Annotated in this window: 12 protein-coding genes and 1 pseudogene; 5 read left to right on the top strand and 8 right to left on the bottom strand. The window is 43.2% G+C overall.

What is annotated here, in order from left to right; all coding sequences use genetic code 11:
* Positions 1-20: 20 nt before the first annotated feature.
* On the bottom strand, positions 21-995 hold the full coding sequence (gene cysB, locus D908_RS13325) for an HTH-type transcriptional regulator CysB (protein WP_000776220.1): 975 nt from the start codon (positions 993-995) through the stop codon (positions 21-23).
* A 288-nt stretch (positions 996-1,283) separates the two neighbouring features.
* Here cysB and D908_RS13320 point away from each other — a divergent pair, with 288 nt between their 5' ends.
* Together D908_RS13320 and miaE are read left to right on the top strand one after the other, a co-directional pair.
* Positions 1,284-2,048, top strand: coding sequence for a hypothetical protein (locus tag D908_RS13320; protein WP_001020609.1), 765 nt, complete (start codon positions 1,284-1,286; stop codon positions 2,046-2,048).
* A 67-nt stretch (positions 2,049-2,115) separates the two neighbouring features.
* On the top strand, positions 2,116-2,892 hold the full coding sequence (gene miaE, locus D908_RS13315) for a tRNA isopentenyl-2-thiomethyl-A-37 hydroxylase MiaE (RefSeq protein WP_005523507.1): 777 nt from the start codon (positions 2,116-2,118) through the stop codon (positions 2,890-2,892).
* Positions 2,893-2,947: 55 nt separating this feature from the next.
* Here the strand turns inward: miaE and D908_RS13310 are convergent, their stop codons facing one another.
* The 7 genes and pseudogenes from D908_RS13310 to D908_RS0119070 form a co-directional block, all read right to left on the bottom strand.
* Positions 2,948-6,637 carry a zinc-dependent metalloprotease gene (locus D908_RS13310; RefSeq protein ID WP_005523509.1) on the bottom strand — a complete coding sequence of 1,230 codons (3,690 nt, stop codon included), beginning with the start codon at positions 6,635-6,637 and terminating at the stop codon, positions 2,948-2,950.
* A gap of 24 nt (positions 6,638-6,661) precedes the next feature.
* Positions 6,662-7,450 carry a hypothetical protein gene (locus D908_RS13305; RefSeq protein ID WP_005523511.1) on the bottom strand — a complete coding sequence of 263 codons (789 nt, stop codon included), beginning with the start codon at positions 7,448-7,450 and terminating at the stop codon, positions 6,662-6,664.
* Between the two features lie 261 nt (positions 7,451-7,711).
* Entirely contained in the window at positions 7,712-8,533 is an 822-nt protein-coding gene (locus tag D908_RS13300) for an ABC transporter ATP-binding protein (RefSeq protein ID WP_005523513.1), read from the bottom strand.
* A 2-nt stretch (positions 8,534-8,535) separates the two neighbouring features.
* A complete protein-coding gene (locus tag D908_RS13295) occupies positions 8,536-9,402 on the bottom strand; it encodes an ABC transporter ATP-binding protein (RefSeq protein ID WP_005523515.1) in 867 nt (288 codons plus the stop codon).
* 17 nt (positions 9,403-9,419) lie between these two features.
* Complete coding sequence (locus D908_RS13290) at positions 9,420-11,249, bottom strand: extracellular solute-binding protein (protein ID WP_005523517.1); 1,830 nt, start codon at positions 11,247-11,249, stop codon at positions 9,420-9,422.
* 29 nt (positions 11,250-11,278) lie between these two features.
* Positions 11,279-12,322 carry an ABC transporter permease gene (locus tag D908_RS13285; protein WP_005523519.1) on the bottom strand — a complete coding sequence of 348 codons (1,044 nt, stop codon included), beginning with the start codon at positions 12,320-12,322 and terminating at the stop codon, positions 11,279-11,281.
* Positions 12,322-13,343: pseudogene (locus D908_RS0119070) on the bottom strand (ABC transporter permease subunit). Before D908_RS0119070 ends, D908_RS13285 begins: the two are co-directional and overlap by 1 nt.
* A gap of 679 nt (positions 13,344-14,022) precedes the next feature.
* Between D908_RS0119070 and D908_RS13280 the strand changes: the two are divergent.
* From D908_RS13280 to D908_RS13270, 3 genes are read left to right on the top strand one after another with little or no spacing between them, the layout of a single operon-like run.
* A complete protein-coding gene (locus tag D908_RS13280; protein WP_032467546.1) occupies positions 14,023-16,134 on the top strand; it encodes an LruC domain-containing protein in 2,112 nt (703 codons plus the stop codon).
* A gap of 9 nt (positions 16,135-16,143) precedes the next feature.
* Complete coding sequence (locus tag D908_RS13275) at positions 16,144-16,698, top strand: hypothetical protein (RefSeq protein WP_005523525.1); 555 nt, start codon at positions 16,144-16,146, stop codon at positions 16,696-16,698.
* A 17-nt stretch (positions 16,699-16,715) separates the two neighbouring features.
* A complete protein-coding gene (locus D908_RS13270) occupies positions 16,716-17,693 on the top strand; it encodes an endonuclease/exonuclease/phosphatase family protein (protein WP_005523527.1) in 978 nt (325 codons plus the stop codon).
* The last annotated feature ends 53 nt before the right edge of the window (positions 17,694-17,746 follow it).

The following is a 17,746-nucleotide window of genomic DNA, read 5'->3' on the forward strand; positions in this document are numbered from 1 at the left end:
GAAGGGGAAGTAAAAGCGCGTTAACGCACAGGCAGATCAATATCTTTAAACATTTCCGCTATCTCAATATTGGATTTGAGCGAAATCGCTTGTTCAACGACTGGGCGTGTAAGATGCGGAGCAAAACGTTCCATAAAGTCAAACATGTAAGAACGCAGGAATGTGCCACGGCGAAAACCTATGCTGGTCGTACTGGCACTGAAAATATGGCTAGCATCAATTGCAACAAGATCTGTGTCTTGTTTCTTGTCTACCGCCATGCTGGCAATGACACCAACACCAATACCCATACGTACATATGTTTTGATTACATCGGCATCCGTTGCGGTGAACACCACTTTCGGGGTCATACCAACTCGATTAAAGGCGCTATCTAGCTCAGAGCGACCTGTAAACCCAAACACATAAGTGACGAGCGGATAACTGGCCAAATCTTCAATGGTCACTCGCTCTTTCTTCGTCAGCGGGTGATCTTTAGGCACTACAATCGAACGATTCCAGTGGTAACAAGGCAACATGATCGCATCTTGGTACAGGTGTAAGGCTTCAGTGGCAATCGCGAAATTTGCCGTACCTTTAGCAATCGCTTCCGACATTTGGGTTGGCGTGCCTTGGTGCATGTGCAAAGAAACTTTTGGGTAACGTTTCGTGAAACCTTTAATTACTTCAGGTAGCGCATATCTGGCTTGAGTGTGTGTCGTTGAGATATTTAACGTGCCCATCTCTGGGTGAGTGTGTTCAGCTGCAACAGCTTTGATACTTTCCACTCGCGATAAGATCTCAGTCGCAATTCGCACAATATGCTCACCCGCAGGAGTCACTTGTGTTAAATGCTTGCCACTACGCTCAAAAATTTGAATTCCAAGCTCGTCTTCTAAGAGCCTCACCTGCTTACTAATCCCAGGCTGAGAGGTATAGAGGTTTTCCGCGGTCGCAGACACATTCAAATTGTGATTGACCACTTCCACAATGTACTTTAACTGCTGCAGTTTCATCTTTTTCCCATAATCCCTTGCGGTGAGTTGCCACACATACACATATTTTATAATTATTAGTTATAACGTTTCGAGACGACAATTCCTAGCACTTATCGAAAGAAGCGTGATTTGAATATTCAGCGTTTTGCGTATTCGGTGAAAAATTTGCCACGCAACACTCAAACTCATCGAGGGAAAGCGGTTTTTGCTTGATAAAACAGGAATAATCAACAGAGTAAATTGTCGGGATCACATCGAGCGTGTATCCTTAATCGTTAGCCATTCAAAACTGAAGATACGGATTTTATGAATATAGGTTTAATCATTGCTCTGGTGGCCATTTTGCTTATTTTGGTTCTTGGCTACAACATCATGTTGCAATACAGGGTGAAAGTAGAAAGTGCCAAGAAGCAAGAGTCTTCACGCTTTGTTGCGATTATTGATGCAACTGAAGACTTGATTGGTAATGCTCATCACCTCCCCTTCAGTAAAGAACTTTTGGTGTGCTTGAATAACCGCATCCTAGATGCGCTGCAAAGCATGTATGACCTTGACCCCAAGAATAAACAACTGGCTCAACGTATTGAGAACATGAAGGGACAAATCAGTCACCTTCAACAGAACCATCCAGGTGGTGAAAGTACTTCGTTTAAAGTGCCAAGCAGTGATAAACAAGCCATCATCATGCTGAAATTGGTGAAGCGTCTGCGTGATACCATCCGCAGTGAGCACAATAAAGGGCGTTTTGAAACTCAAGCTTATGTAGCAGAAAATGCTCGCTTAGAGACCATTCAGATCCGCATTAACATCGAAAACGTAATCAAACGTGCAAACGACTCGATTCTACGTGGCCAACCGGGGACTGCGATTCAATTGCTCCGTAAAGGGATTGATGTACTAGCGGCTAAAAATGACAGTTACTCTAACCAAGCACGTGAAAAACTTCAGACCATGTACGATGATCTAGAACAGAAACGTCAGCACAAAAGTGCTTCAGATCTTCAACAGATTGAAGAAAATGAACGCAAAAGTGACATGGACGTACTCTTTGGCGAAAAGAAAAAGTGGTAACATACCGCGCGATATTGACTTGATTAACTTCAGGCCGCTAACGCGGCCTTTTTATTAAATTGTGCCCATGATTCAACCATCTGCTATTCAACAACTCTTAGAACCAATCAGCCGTTTTTTGCAATGCCCTACTCCTGATGAATGGGTAGCAGAAGCGCGGAAGCCTGAAAACCTCCGTATTCTGCTGTTAGATCATTTGCTTTGCGAGCTGAAAGCCGGGCAATCAGCCATGTTCCTCATCCGTAAATATGCAGTGGATAAAGAGAGTGAGCTGTCGTTGCTCGATTGGTTTAAACCTTATGAAGATTTCGCTTACCGGAAGCTCGGTACCATTGAATCGTTAAAAGGCAAAAGCCAAATTTCAAAAGCCATCATCGCCAAATCAGACTCGCCTTATAGCCAAGATTTAATTGATAAAATGGTATTGCTGATCAAAGAAGAACTGCACCACTTTTACCAAGTTTTGGAAATCATGCAGGCTCGTGATGTGGAATATGAATCGATACCCGCGAGTCGCTATGCGAAAGGGTTGTTATCACACATGAAGACCCATGAGCCACAAACGCTGATTGATAAACTTATTGTTGGGGCGTATATCGAGGCTCGCTCTTGTGAACGCTTTGCCAAATTAGCTCCATTTCTTGATGACGATATGGCGAAATTCTATGTTTCTTTGCTGCGTTCTGAGGCACGCCATTACCAAGATTATTTGCAACTTGCAGAGCAGATTGCAGGCTACGACATCTCAGAGCGAGTTGCCTACTTTGGAAAAATCGAAGCAGAACTTATTTCTAGCCCAGATAATGATTTTAAGTTCCATAGTGGGATTCCTTCTTTCAATTAGCTCCCCAAAATAAAGCCCTACCATGAGGTAGGGCTTGCTTTCACTTTGGGCGATCTTAGTGAGCCGCTAAGTCATCACGTAAGTACGAAGTACGGTTGTAAATCGGTAAATACTGTAACGATTGCAACTGGTAGCGATATTGTTTTTCCAAATCTTTGCGTTTCGCTGCATCTTGGAAATCCGCTAGCTTAATCGTTGTTAGAGTTACATCTTCCAGTTTCTTCGTAGAAGCTGGATCGGCGTTAATTTCCGCCTCTACATCGGTCAATGCTTTATAGTCTTTTGTGAAACCCAGCATGTACCATGCATAGCGGTTTTCTTTCGTCGCATAGTACGTTGCTCCATTACTGCGTACAAAAGTTCTTACTCCATCACCTGAACCTACTGATTCACTACGCATCGTGATTGAACGAGCGAATACTTCATCACGTTGGTCAACCATATTTCCGGCTGAATGCAGTACCATTGCGGTCAGGATCGCTTTGTTGAGTGGCACTTCTTCATACCGTGGTAATCCAAATGACTTACGTACTGGATAGCTCCCAGAGTAAGGCATACGATCAATTTTGTTACTCCACGAGAAAGTCGTGAAATCACCTTGAGCAGGATGATAGTTACCTTCTGAATCTTTAAAGTTCAACCACAGTAAAGTTTCACCAAGAATAAGGGTATCTAACAACATATATCCGCTAGCTGAGAACTGATAATAACCATCTTTCAACCCGTAGACATCTGGTAGTTCAATCAATGACTTAGTAGAACGATCCGTCGATTCACGTTTCCCTACACGATCCACCAAAGCAACTGAAGCGGCCAAGATATCAGGCCAATGGCCAATGTAATCGATAAAGTTGCTGTAGTTGTTCACTGGTGCTGGACGCGGAGCCTTACCACTATTTAGATACTTACCAAGCTCACCCACTACGGTAAGATCCGCAGCTAAACTCTGTTTAACCGTATCGTCAAAGCACGAAGTCGGCACATAGTTAATCGGGAAGTTATTACGCTGAGAATAGACACTGATAATGTCAGCCAATGCACGATAACTAATGGTGCCATCTGCTGCTTTAAGCTCACAAGTATGGTCAGGTGTCAGCAAAATGTTGATAAGCTTATCCCTTGCCATATCCACTGATTTAGGCGAACCACATAAGACTTCGAATGGCCATACTGTGGCATTTGCTTGGTTAGCACAGTAGTCAGCATTACCGATCGGCAGTCCCAACATCTGTACATTAGAAAGTGGCGTTGTAAACACAAGGTTCTGATAACGATCAAAAATATGTAACGAGTTTCGCCAATCCATGAATTCACTTACACGACGTTCAGCATATTTCATCGCCGTTGATTCAGAGAAGCGATCACTCATTCCTCGCAGGGTTCGTTTGTAGTAGTTGTCCTCATAACTTTCGAGTTTAAATGCCATAATTTCAGCACGGTTACGCCCCTCATCATGGCGATTACAGTCATCATTAAGGCTTACGTTGCCATCGGTACAATATAGAAAATCACGCATTGGCTTGTCTGGATGCACAGTTTCCAACGCTTTTATTGCACCGTCATAAGTCAGTGAAGATGGTGAAGCGAAAGGATTGAGTGCTTCTTGACGTAGTTGCTCATCAAAAGCCCCCGCATGAAGATAAACTTTTGTCACTGATTGAGTATTGTCGCCATTGATTACAGTTTTTTGTGCTTCAACTTGTCGTTTGTAGCCAAAACGTAATGCCGCCAAGTCATACGGACCAAACACCGCTAATGCATTAAGCATCGAAGGGTTGTAATCCATGATCGAAGAGTAACCAGGCACTGTTCGTAGCCCATGCTCAGCCAATTCACTTTGAGCGAAGTAGTTGTTAGCATCGTTACTGCCTTTAAAGTTATGACGTAAACCGAAGTTATGGCCGAGCTCATGAACCAGTGTCTTCGCGTAGAAAACGCCTGTAATAAACAAACCAAGATCAGCTTGCTGCTTCTCGTTTAACTCATTCCACTCTTTAAGCTTACCGACAACACCCACTTCCCCATTCTTCCACAAGCTTTTATCTTGGAAGTTGAAGGTAATACCACCTATCGTCGTTGGCAGAGATTTTAGTGTTGCCCCTGCACGTAGTTCGGAGACAGGATACATGTTGTTTTCTGCCCACAAACGACGCTCCAGTTCGCGCAGTGCTGACATTTCTTCGAAAGAAACATCTTCTTGACCATAAGTCAGTTCTTCTTGTACTGCTTTAACAACATCTGCCAACGACTGATAAGCCATCGGAAGCGCTTGTGCTTGGTCTAGGTTTGTCGCTTCAGTAACATCAACATTTCTTTGACTATCATAATGGCTCACACCAGCACCATTACTTACTGGTGTATCAGTCGTTGAAGATGCTGTATTTGTGGTTGAAGAGGCATTTACAGTAGTCACACGACCACGGTTATAGTCGTTTGCTATGCGATCCCACAAAATATCCGATATAGAACGTAGAACACCTGAATACTGGTTCACGTGAGCATGCACGATTTCACCCGTTAATGGGTTAACCGCTGAAGGGCCATAACCAGCCAAACCGTTATCTAAAGGCTCATCAATCAGATTGATAACGTTGTAGCGTAAATCGCCTGACTGCTTACCACTGGGTTCGTGTAGACGAATTTGCGGCACACCCACTTTCACCAATTGTGGGTTGATGAGTGCAATAACGTCTTTGGTCACCTGTTTGAAAAACAGTGTTTCTGCATTTTGGTCAAAGCTATCTGACAGATGGTAATCAATATAAGGCTGCTTAGGATTAAAACGGTGCAGGTACTGGAACGTTTGATCGAACTGTCCATCAACATAAGAAGGATCGGGTCTACCGACTTCATTTGCAAAGAAACCGAACGTGTCTTCATCACCTTTTAAATAAATGACAGGCTCATAAACACCACGCGAAGCACTGCGAGCAGTATTGGTATTTTGAGATGGAGAGCGAACAAGATCTAACGGAACCAAGGAGTAGAATTGGGAGACGCTAAATGACAGTTTGTCGATATCATAGTCATTACTGTCTAAAGCATTAAGCATACAGTTCCAGTTATTCGTAACTCGGTAGTCCTGCATCAATTCAAAGTTAAGTACGCCATCCGTTGTGATCTCGTAACCTTTCCAGCCTGTACTTGGATCAATCGCTAAGCGCGGCGTACCAACCTTGGTATAACAACCTTCGGCAAATGTCAGCAAATCATTCCATGATGCTTCTGCGATGGTTGTTTTAGTAAAATCAGGTTCAAAATAAGCGCGCTGATGCCAAGGTACTTCGTTGTTATCAACTTGCTCTTCTTTATTCGTACATTCGTTGTAATCGTTTTCTTTACATTGATAGTCAACGTAGTCAACAGGAATAGAGAGTACAAGGCTTTGATCATCCGCTCTTTCAATCCAACGGCCTAGCGCTTTTTCATCAATTTCGCCTTGACTGATGACATCAGGGCTAATCATGCGAACCTTAATTTCACCCGATTTTGCACTGTCATTATTGGCTTCAAATGCAACAGTAACTAACTTCTCCTGCCCCTGCATAAATGGGGCCATTGAGCCAGCATAACGTGGAGCATGAGCCATAGATGGCATATATAAGTACACCTGATCTGTTTTCACTTGATCTCTGGTGTAAGAATTACTGGGTTTGGATATATATTCATAGGGTTGGTCATCCGCACCACAACCAGACAAAATACCGGTAATAGCTGATGCCAACGCAATACGCTTAAATTGCATTGTTTACTTCCTTATATTAATTCCCTAAAACGAATACGTAAGTTGCGCGATATAAGTCGCTTTATCCGTATCAAATAAATCTAAATTTCCAAGAGTTCCTCGCTCTGCGTCGCTATAAAACCCCGCACTGGATACAGTAAAAGATGCCGTCCATGAACTAGAAATTTTATAATTACTATAGAGTGATGCCGCATAGGCAAACTCTCGGCTTCTATTCCCTTTATAACTTGTACCATTACCACCAAGTAAAGACATGCCTAGGGTCAAATTATCAAATTGATAATTTCCATCCACAGAAAGAGAATAAACCCATTCTGTTAATACACGTCCATTCATGGTTTGGTATTTGTAGAAATTTTTCCTAAGTCTAGGTGAGACAGAATAATGACCACCGAGCATTTCAAAACTCACCGGCATAGAAAGCCGAAAAGCCGTATAAAGCTCCGTGTCACGTGATGCTTCTGAGGTAGGAATAGTCAATTGCCCACCAAGCCCTAACCGGCCTGTTTCACCGAAAGCGAAGAGATTAGAGTAGTTTAAACCGACTACGGTATCTGTCACGTAAGTACCCGTTTTATCCTGAAAGACTCTGTAGCCACCGCCATTAATATAGGCTCGTAGCTGTTCAGACACGGGATAATTCAGCGTGCCATTCCATGACAAATTGCGGATGGAGCGGTAGTCATCTTTGTCATAAAGATTACTGTCATAAGCCAAAGTGGCTGAGCCTGACAGCTGACAAATCATACACTGCTGCTCTTCATTTAAAGCCATATCACTATTTTGAGTTGTGGCATCACCTTCTGATGACATTGCTGCTGCAGAAAAAAAAGCCAACAACTAAAAATGTTATAGGATTGACCCTACACTTTTTTATGTTGTGCATAGTTTACTTCCAAAAAATTCAGTTCTATTTCGAACCAAAAATTGATTTACTGAAAATAATATTTGCAGTAAACCACCCCAGTTAATGACAAAATCATTAACTGAAATTCATTAAATTATTATTTTTATAGATTAATCATTCACAGCAAGCAGAAAAACATCAATTGTTCTTTATTCAAGAGTAAAACTTTATTTTCGGTCTAATTCTCTTTTCCTCCTGTATTTAGGGTGAGTTATCGGGATTGCTGAAAGCAGCTTTTTGGTATAGTCATTTTTAGGGTTGTTATACACCTCTAGAACATTGCCATACTCAACAATTTTTCCGAAATACATAACGGCAATATTATCGGAAACTTGCTTAACCACAGATAAATCATGAGAGATAAAAATAATCGCCAAGTTCATTTCCTGCTGTAAAGTCAGCAGCAAATTAATGATTTGCGCTTGAACAGAAACATCCAAGGCCGATACAGATTCATCACAAATCAGTAATTTTGGCTTTAATGCTATCGCGCGGGCTATCCCGATCCGTTGACGCTGTCCGCCCGAAAACTCATGGGGGTAGCGTTCAACCGAATTTGCGGGTAATCCCACTTTTTCAAGTAACTCTAGAACCCATTGTTTACGCTCTTTAGTATTACCCACACCATGAATGATAAACGGCTCTTCCAATATCATTCCAACCGTGTGACGTTGATTAAGCGACTCAAGCGGATCTTGAAATACAATTTGCATCTCTTTGCGTAATGAGCGCATGACTTTCGCAGAAAAATGCGTGATATCTTGCCCTTCAAAGAAAATGCGCCCTTCCGTTGGCTCAAAAAGTTTGAGTATGGTTCGACCCAATGTGCTTTTCCCACATCCAGACTCACCAACCAGCCCTAACGTTTCTCCTGGCTGGATTGAAAAAGAGACGCCATCAACAGCTTTAACGGTATATCCGCGTCGGAACAGTTTTTTTCCAGACACAAAATGCTGTTTAAGGTTTTCAATTTTGAGTAGCGCTTGCATGATTACCCCTTAAACTCCGGAAATAACTGAGGATCTATAGGCTTAATGGAGATCAGTTGCTTGGGAGTATGCTCCAAGCTAGGCATTAAGCTCATTAAACGCTCGGTATACGGGTGCTGTGGCTCATCGAACAAGGAAAACACATCCGCATGCTCAACCACTTTCCCCGCGTACATCACTGCAACTTCATCACAAACTTCAGCCACTACGCCTAAATCATGGGTAATAAAAATCACCGCCATACCGGTTTCTTGCTGCAAATCCTGAATCAGTTCTAAGATCGAAGCTTGTACTGTGACATCTAACGCTGTCGTCGGCTCATCGCAGATCAACACTTCAGGTTTACAAGCCAGCGCCATGGCAATCATCACTCGCTGGCGCATCCCTCCAGAGAGATTATGCGGATACTCATCAAAACGTTTATCCGCCATCGGGATGCGAACTTTCTCTAGCATTTCCAACGCATGTTTACGCAAAGCAGCACGATTCAGCTCAGGGCGATGCAAAGCCAGAACTTCCATCAATTGTTTACCAACTGTGTGTACTGGATTTAGTGCCGTCATCGGGTCTTGGAAAATGATCGAAATACGATCCCCACGCATCGAGTACATCTCTTTAGGTGGGAGCTTTACCAAGTCTGTGCCTCGGTAAAGGATTTCTCCGCCAATCACTCGTCCATAGGGTTTCGGTAGCAGTCCCATGATGGACATAGCCGTAACACTTTTACCGCAGCCAGACTCACCAACCAAACCCAGTGTGCGTCCCTTTTTTACATCAAAGCTCACACCATGCAGAATCTTCACTGGACCATTATCGGTCATGAACTCTGTCTCAAGCTGTTTGACACTAAGTACTACATCCTCGTTCATTGCCAGTGCCCTACTCGTTACAGCTTGTACTTCAAATCAAGCATAGTGACAGGCTCAAAAGTTTTGCCGCTTTTCATCGCTTTCTCTGTTTCTTGCTTTACCTCTGAATCAATCCAGAAAGTATGTAAGCCGATCCCACGATCAATCGGGAACATCGCTTGCGTGCGCTTGGTCATAGGATTTTTCGGAAATTGAATCCAACGCCAATGTGCTTCACGTGCGTAAGTCACCATATATCCCGGTACGATGACATAAGCATCCGTAATCAACTGCTGAATTTGTTGTGACAATGCCTGCTTTTTCTGAACATCAAACTCATTTTTATATTGTTCAATCAACTCATCCAACTGGGGAGAACTGTAATTGGTGTGGCTGTTAGTTTGAGGTTTATTGGCGTTAGCAGAATGGAAATACTCCCAGTAGGCCGGAACATCCGATGTACCCATATTCACAAATGCTAACTCGTGTTTTTTCTCTAGGATGTACTTAAATGCTGAGGATCCATCGACCAGATTGAGGGTAAACTCAAGGCCTGCTTGCTTTGCTTGTTCTTTCAAAAAGGCGATACGTGGTGTCCACGAACTTACGCCATAAGTAATTGCGAAAGAAAGACGCTCACCTTTTGCGTTGATGCGAATGCCATCAGAACCGATTTTTCCAAAGCCAGCAGCCTCAAAAAACTGAATGGCTTTTTCTGGCTCAAAGCGTGGTGGTTGTGGATTAGGTAAATCATATCCACCATGTCCAAAACCCATTGCGTTAGGCTTACGCGAATAATCACCACGCGTGATTTTTTCAATCATGCCGTCATAATCGGTCGCATAAGTTAAGCCTTTACGTACGTTCGCATCCCCTAGATGCGGCATGGAAACATTCATCCATAAACCACCCGCCCCTTGTGGCATTTGGTTGTAACCCCAAAATTTGTGGATGTAACCCTTGTCATAGAGTTCACCCTTGGCTTTTTCATGCCACAGCGCAGGTAAAATCATATTAAAGGCATCTAATGAGCCTTTTTCGAAATGTTTAAGGGCAATATCTTCATCACGGATAATGGTGAAGCGGATCTTATCTACGTTAAAACGATTTTGATAATAGCGGTTGCTGTAACCCCACCAATCATCTCCCACATGCTTAAACGTGATACTTTTTCCTTTCTTCACTTCTTCCAAATAGTAAGCATTGGTTGTCGGCTCACCTTCAAAGTTGTAGCGACGGACATAATCGTCATCGATACCATCTTTGTTCTCATCTTTCTTCGGATTCGCATAGAAATGCTCTGGACGGGGAACAAAAGATCCTAAGGTATAAAGTAAGTCTTCAGGGTTCTTTTCAACCTTGCTGACGGCCGCAAAAGTGTGGTCATCAATCTTGATCACATCTTCGATGACTGTGGTGTAGTACTCGTTAAACCAAGGAGCAACGATATCTGGAGAACGATAAAATTTGAGCATAAACACAAAGTCATCAGCCGTGACTTTTTCGCCGTCAGACCACTTGGCTTGCGGATTAAGCTTGAAGTAAACCGTTTTATTATCGCCAGCAAATGCCCATTCATTAGCAAGCTGCGGGATCCACTCTAAGGTATCAGGATGTTTAGCGACTAAAGCGGGAACATCATCCAAAAAATGACCTCTTAAACCCGAATTAGAATCCGGACCGACACTGCGTAATGTTTGAGGAAAACTCAGTAAATGAGTGCGATACGTACCACCACGCTTCGCCTCTGGAGAAGCGAATACGGGTTCATCCCAGTTGGTTTGCCACTGGAGATCACTAGGTAATGAAGCTGCATAGGCTGTCGTGCTGACCGCTGCGATAGCGGATGCGATTAAGAGTTTTTTCATGCTAAACCTTCCCTATTCTTACTTATCCATCACACGTAACGTGTGTACTTCTTCGGATCAAACGCAGCGCGAATCGCTTCACCAATAAACGTCACCATGACGAGTACAGAGACAATCGCTGTCACGACGGAAGCAACTATCCAAGGTGAATCCAGATTCGACTTTCCTTGTTGTAATAATTCGCCCCAACTTGGTGTTGGTGGCATTAATCCTAGCCCTAAATAATCTAACGCTGTCAGTGCCGTGATGTTGGCGGCAATCGTAAATGGTGCCAACGTCACAATCATCACCATCGTATTGGGCAAAATATGGTGGAACAAAATTCGCGCTGTCGATGCACCCAAGGCCCGTGCAGCAGTTACATACTCACGTGCTGACTCTTTGTAAGTCATGGTACGCATGTACCAGGTGATCCCAATCCAACCAAACAGTACATTGATTGCCACAAAGAGCACAAAGGTTGGCTGGGTGATAGAAACTAAGATCATGATGACGTAGAGGAAAGGCACCATAGACCAAACTTCAATTACGCGTTGTGCCAATAAATCAAAACGACCTCCAAAGAACCCCATAGCACACCCAACAACAGTGCCGATGGCATATGAGATGGCCATAGTCAGCAACGCAAAACCCATCGCGGTGCGAAATCCATACACTAATCGTGCGAGTACATCGCGCCCTATGACATCCGTCCCGAGATAATGTTGAGTCTCAGCATTTGGGGCTAATGGTGGAAACTCACCGCTAAAATCCTGCTCATAGGGATTCCAAGGCACCAACGGCAAAATAACAAAATCATCGCCATTCTCTTGCTCAAACAGTGTTTTCAACTGACGATAATCGGTTTCACTTGAGTAATCCAACCCAAATTGTGTACCACTGTAAACACTGCTCACCACAGGTAAATACCATTGACCTTGGTATTTCACTACTAAGGCTCGGCTGTTAATAAAAAATTCTGCAAACAGTGAAAGAACCAATAAAATTGAAAGAAGAATAAATGACCAATATCCACGCTTAATTTCTTTAAACGCTTTGAGTTTTTTTCTGGTTAATGGACTGATTGTTATCATTACTCACCAAACCTTACTCGTGGATCTGTCGCTGCAACACACAAATCAGACAATATATTCCCGACCATTAGCATCACGCATTAATTGCCACGATCCCCATAACGACCGGATAATCACGTTCCATAATAGATTCATAACCAAGAAGGCCAATACCATCTATATTAAAAATCACTTCAATAAGGAATGAACCTGTCATGAAAAATAGCAATGAATTACCAAAATGACTTGCGACTGGAATCAAGCTATTTTGTAACGCATGCTTTCTTACCGCCTTATTAAATGGCAAACCTTTCGCAATAGCCGTACGAATATAATCAGTTGACAAGTTCTCCATCAGGCTATTTTTCATGGTCATCGTTAATGTTGCGAAATCACCAATTAAGTAACAGACAAGGGGTAAAACTGCATGCCACATAATGTCTTTAAACTTCTCCGAAAAGGTTTTATAGTCAGAGAAATCATCACCTACAAATCCCCCCATCGGGAACCATTCCAAGTGGTATGCGAACACCGTGATGAGAAAGACACCGACAACATAGCCTGGCAGAGCATAGCCAACAAAGATCAGAATCGATGATGCGGAGTCAAACACCGAGCCATGCTTTATCGCTTTATAATACCCAAGAGGAATCGAAATAAAGTAACTAATAAAAAACGTCATACCGCCATAAAATAAGGATACAGGTAAACGTTCAGCAATCATTTCACTGACAGGTTCGTAATAGCGAGTTGACTCACCAAAATCGAGCACAATTATTTTACTTAGCCAGTCGAAATAAGCTTCTAGAACAGGCTTATCTAACCCATAAAATGCATTGAGCTGTGCGATTTGATCATCGGATAAAGCATTACTCTCACTCACTGACGAATAATTAGCACTGTCAGACATTGACTGCATACTGGCTAACATTCGCTCGACCGGGCCTCCCGGAACAAATCGAGTGATGGCAAAAATTAGAATAGTAATACCTAAGAATGTTGGAACAATTAAAGCCAACCTTCGTAAAATATATGATAACACTTACAAGCGCACTCCATGCCGTAAAATACGAGTTATCAAGATCAATACATCCGGTAAAGATCTCCTTTTGAAGATGGTTAATTAACCATCGAACAAGAATGACGTTTCTTTTTCATCTCGGGAGCACATTTAAACCAAAAGTGAATTAAAATATCAAATACTATCTGAACTAGAATTTACCTTATCAATAACTACAAAGCTGCATACATAATCTTCTGCATACTGATTTTACGGCGATTTCATAACAAGATGTTCTAGGCAATCGTTTTTATCAGAAAGATTCACTACAAAAATACATAGAGGCAGCATTTTCAAAACCCACCTTAAGCATAAAAACTGCATAATTATTATGTGTAATAATTTATTTATAATTTACACGAATGCGACACATGTCTTACATATTGTTTTCGTGAGTAAAAAACGGCTCATTAAAAGCAGGGGAACCACCTCTATCCCCCCTCCTTTTGGTGAAGAAGCTTGAAAGCTTTACTCAAGCCTCTCACCTCAAATCGATGTCATTTCCTAAAAATTCGGCTCTCAATACATCATCAATCCTGCGTTTTATTTCTGTTCTCAAATTGAGATAAGAAAACGAATTCATTTAAAAACAATAAGTTAATTTTGGCTTGTTTTTTGCTCATCTACCTTATCAACCTTCCACAACAAACTAGGTGACGGTATGCACTTACAATTATGGTGTTTCATCATGTTGATGTTGGTTTCTATTCGAACTATCGCTGCACCTTTTGAAACTTGTCCAAGCAAAGCGTATTTATTCCAAGCTTCTCCGGTACAGGTTTATGGTGTGAACTTAGTAACGGGGCAAACCGCTCTGCTACAAAGCAATACGGGGCTAAACGGAAATATCAATGCCGTTGGCTTTGATTTTCAAGATCGCTATATCTACGGTTACGATACCAACAACAAGCGATTAGTTCGGTTAGGCTCTGATTTTCAGGTAGAAACTCTTAATACCCTTGGACTGCCGCAGGACTACACCTTCTTTGTTGGGGATGTTTATAACCATGTTTTTTATCTTTACCGACAAGGTAAAGGCTTATTTAAAATCGATCTAAGTCCTTTAGACAGTGACCCAAATGCGGTACTCATCGTCGAACAAATCTCGACAACAGCGACAGTCAACCTCACCGATTTCGCTTTTCATCCCGCAGATGGCAGCTTGTACGGTGTCGATAACTCAACCGGAGGCTTGTATCTGTTTGATACGGACACGGGTGTCAGCAGTTACATTGGTAATGTCGGCCAAACAGGTACTTTTGGCGCTGGCTACTTTGATGTGGATGGCTATTACTACATCTCACGCAATAGTGATGGAAAGATATTCCGGATTAATCTCTCAAAGCCTGATTTGATCGCGCAAGGCAATGTTCCTGCCGTGCACTTTGCTGACGGCCCGTCCTCAAACCAGAATGATGGTGCGCGTTGTGCGAATGCTCCTGTGATCGATGAAGACTCAACCATTGATTTTGGTGATGCTCCGGATAGCTACCGTACCACATTAGCGTCCAATGGCCCGCGTCATCAAATGGATGGAGTGACATGGTTAGGCTCAGCACCAGACGGTGAACAGTCAGGTCAGCCTTTTCCAGCCAGTGACGACAAAGCCGGCATTGATGACGAAGATGGGGTTGGCTTTGTCACTGCTTTAGAAGCGGGTCTGGAAGCATTAATCACAGTGAATGCTTCCACTTCGGGTTATCTTTCTGCTTGGTTTGACTGGAATCGTGATGGCGACTTTGATGATGCAGGAGAGCAAGTCTTTACCGACCAACTACTGAACAGCGGGCAAAATGTACTGATTTTCACGGTCGCCCAACAAGCGACTATGGGTTCAAGTTGGAGCCGTTTTCGCTTTAGCCAACAAAAAGGGTTGAATGCGTACGGAGGTTCAACATCTGGAGAAGTGGAAGACTACCCTATTACCATCTCCGCGAATGGGGTCGCGATACGCTATTTTCCTAGTGAAACCACTTACGCTACGGTCGCCTTTGAGGACAACTGGCCACATTTAGCCGACTATGACATGAACGATGTGGTGATCCGTTACCGAGTCACCGAAACACTGCAAGATAACCAAGTCGCACAGATTCGGATTGATGGCTACCTTGCAGCTTATGGCGCGGGTTATCACAACGGTTTTGCTATTCGCTTATCAGGCCTTACTCGCAGTGCTATTGATACCAACTTAACCCGTCAGTATCACAATGATGTGTTGCAACCAAACAGCGGGTTGGAGATGGATTCGAATGAAGCAATCTTCATCATTTCCGAGGATCTTTCACGCGCATTCCCGCGGCTTTGTACTTACTTCCGAACCGACAATCAATGCACGGAAGACATTGGCTTTAACTTCAGTCTTATCATTGCTATTGAGCGCAGTAGTGATGTGAGTCAGCTGATCGCAATGCCATATGATCCTTTCATTTTTGCCACTCCCGGTATTTATCATGGGGAAGGGATAACCTTCCAACCGGGTCGCAAATGGGAAGTTCATCTTGCCGATTACCCTGCCACTGAGAAGTTTGATGCAGCTAATTTATATGGCGCTGGCGTTGATACCAGTGACCCAGCTCAACAACGTTTTTTCAAAAACGCGAACAATCTGCCATGGGCCTTACTGATCACCGATGAATGGCAATGGCCCTATGAACGTAGCGATTTAGTACGTACTTATCCGCAGTTCAGTGCTTACGCCCAATCAGCAGGGCAACAGAAACAGAGTTGGTTCAACAACGCCTTCAACAACTGCGCATACTGCTATAACCCTTAGGAGGACACCATGAAAAACGCATTTCTATTAGTCACTTCATGTTTGCTCTACGGTTGTGGAGGCGGTGGCGATGGTTCAGGAGATACAGCATCGATTAGCGTGACTTCTCCAACGCAACCGACTTCCGAAGAGGCCGCAATCATCGCCAAGGATTTCACCCCTGTGATGATGAGCTTTATAACGCAGCTCTCCTCAACAACAGCAAACACCAGCAATGATTATTCCCAACAAGATTTTGGTAGTGACAGCAGCGTAACGACTTCACAATTGAATGTGCCCGCTGAATTTAGCTTTAACCCGGTCGCGCAAATTGAGGTCAAAGCCGATATTAGCGCCTATCGTACTGACCGAGCCTTTGTTGCCTTCTATAGTCAATATACGTCCAGTGGCAATGGAACTTACCAAGCGGTTTATGAAAGCCGGATTGCTTCGTCAGCGTTAACTCTTGGTGTCGCAACCTTTAGCTTCAGTTATCCACTTTCTCAATCCAGCTTGCTGGCCGAGATATGGTTTTATGATGGTTCCGCCCCACTGCAGCAAGTATTTACACCAACACAACCGTAAAAAGGATTCGCGCTCTCATGTTCAACAAAGGGCTTGGTGGTTTACTCATTGGGGTGAACTTACTTTGGTTTACCAGTTTGTATTACCCCATGCCCATATGGTGGTTAGATAATCTTTTTAGCTATCCAATTGGGCTAATAGCTTTTAATGCTCTTTTAATATTGATTGCGCTCTTAATGCGCTACCGAGTCTTACTTGTTGGTAGCACACTGTGTACGCTGGCTTTAATCTGGTTCATACCAAGTAGTAAAAATGAAGTGATGCCGCAAACTCAAAAAAACGGCGAGGTTTCACAAGATCAGAGTGCAGCGCATTGTTCCTCTTCGCTGAAAATCATCCAGTTCAATGCACTCTACGAAAATACCGACTACAACCGGCTGCTCAACCTTTTACTGCAAGAGCAAGCCGATTTAGTGGTACTGCAGGAAGTGGCTCCTGCGCTTGAAGATAAGCTCAGCACTTTGGACGACATCTACCCGTACATTTACGGTGGTAAAACCCATGCAAAAGTGCCCTCAAGCCAGTTTATTCTCAGCAAAGAAGCCATCCTGCATTTTTTTGTTAAACCTTTTACAGAGAAAAATAAAATCCTGCAGGGCGATTGGCAAATCACCCCTCAAACCTCCTTGCGTTTGATTGCCACGCACTTACCTTCTCCAAGAAATTCCACGCTTTGGGAAGAGCGTAATGCCATGCTTGCTCATGTAGAAACACTGGCAAGCGAAAGCGATATGGCAAACACCATAGTGTTAGGGGATTTCAACCTCTCAAGCATGAATGCACGTTTTAGAAGCCATTTTGAAGGCTTTGAAACTCGGCCTGTGGCTTCATGGCCAGAATGGTTAACCCATTACCCTACCCCCGCTTTTACCATGATCAGCATTGATCATTTGTGGCTTAAGTCAGCGCAGTTTTCTCTTTGCAGCCGACAAGGGTTTCTTCCCTCTTTAGGTTCAGATCACCGCATGATTATCACGAAAATTGCCCAGCAATAACCTTGTCTCAAAATGATTTTCAAAATGACAATGCTCTCAAAACTGAAAAACCA

It is taken from the genome of Vibrio mimicus CAIM 602, assembly GCF_000338875.1.
Taxonomy (GTDB): domain Bacteria; phylum Pseudomonadota; class Gammaproteobacteria; order Enterobacterales; family Vibrionaceae; genus Vibrio; species Vibrio mimicus.

Coding starts and splice junctions, on each gene's coding strand:
- cysB (WP_000776220.1), bottom strand. CDS start 995: ATGAAACTGCAGCAGTTAAAGTACATTGTGGAAGTGGTCAATCACAAT.
- D908_RS13320 (WP_001020609.1), top strand. CDS start 1,284: ATGAATATAGGTTTAATCATTGCTCTGGTGGCCATTTTGCTTATTTTG.
- miaE (WP_005523507.1), top strand. CDS start 2,116: ATGATTCAACCATCTGCTATTCAACAACTCTTAGAACCAATCAGCCGT.
- D908_RS13310 (WP_005523509.1), bottom strand. CDS start 6,637: ATGCAATTTAAGCGTATTGCGTTGGCATCAGCTATTACCGGTATTTTG.
- D908_RS13305 (WP_005523511.1), bottom strand. CDS start 7,450: ATGTCATCAGAAGGTGATGCCACAACTCAAAATAGTGATATGGCTTTA.
- D908_RS13300 (WP_005523513.1), bottom strand. CDS start 8,533: ATGCAAGCGCTACTCAAAATTGAAAACCTTAAACAGCATTTTGTGTCT.
- D908_RS13295 (WP_005523515.1), bottom strand. CDS start 9,402: ATGAACGAGGATGTAGTACTTAGTGTCAAACAGCTTGAGACAGAGTTC.
- D908_RS13290 (WP_005523517.1), bottom strand. CDS start 11,249: ATGAAAAAACTCTTAATCGCATCCGCTATCGCAGCGGTCAGCACGACA.
- D908_RS13285 (WP_005523519.1), bottom strand. CDS start 12,322: ATGATAACAATCAGTCCATTAACCAGAAAAAAACTCAAAGCGTTTAAA.
- D908_RS13280 (WP_032467546.1), top strand. CDS start 14,023: ATGCACTTACAATTATGGTGTTTCATCATGTTGATGTTGGTTTCTATT.
- D908_RS13275 (WP_005523525.1), top strand. CDS start 16,144: ATGAAAAACGCATTTCTATTAGTCACTTCATGTTTGCTCTACGGTTGT.
- D908_RS13270 (WP_005523527.1), top strand. CDS start 16,716: ATGTTCAACAAAGGGCTTGGTGGTTTACTCATTGGGGTGAACTTACTT.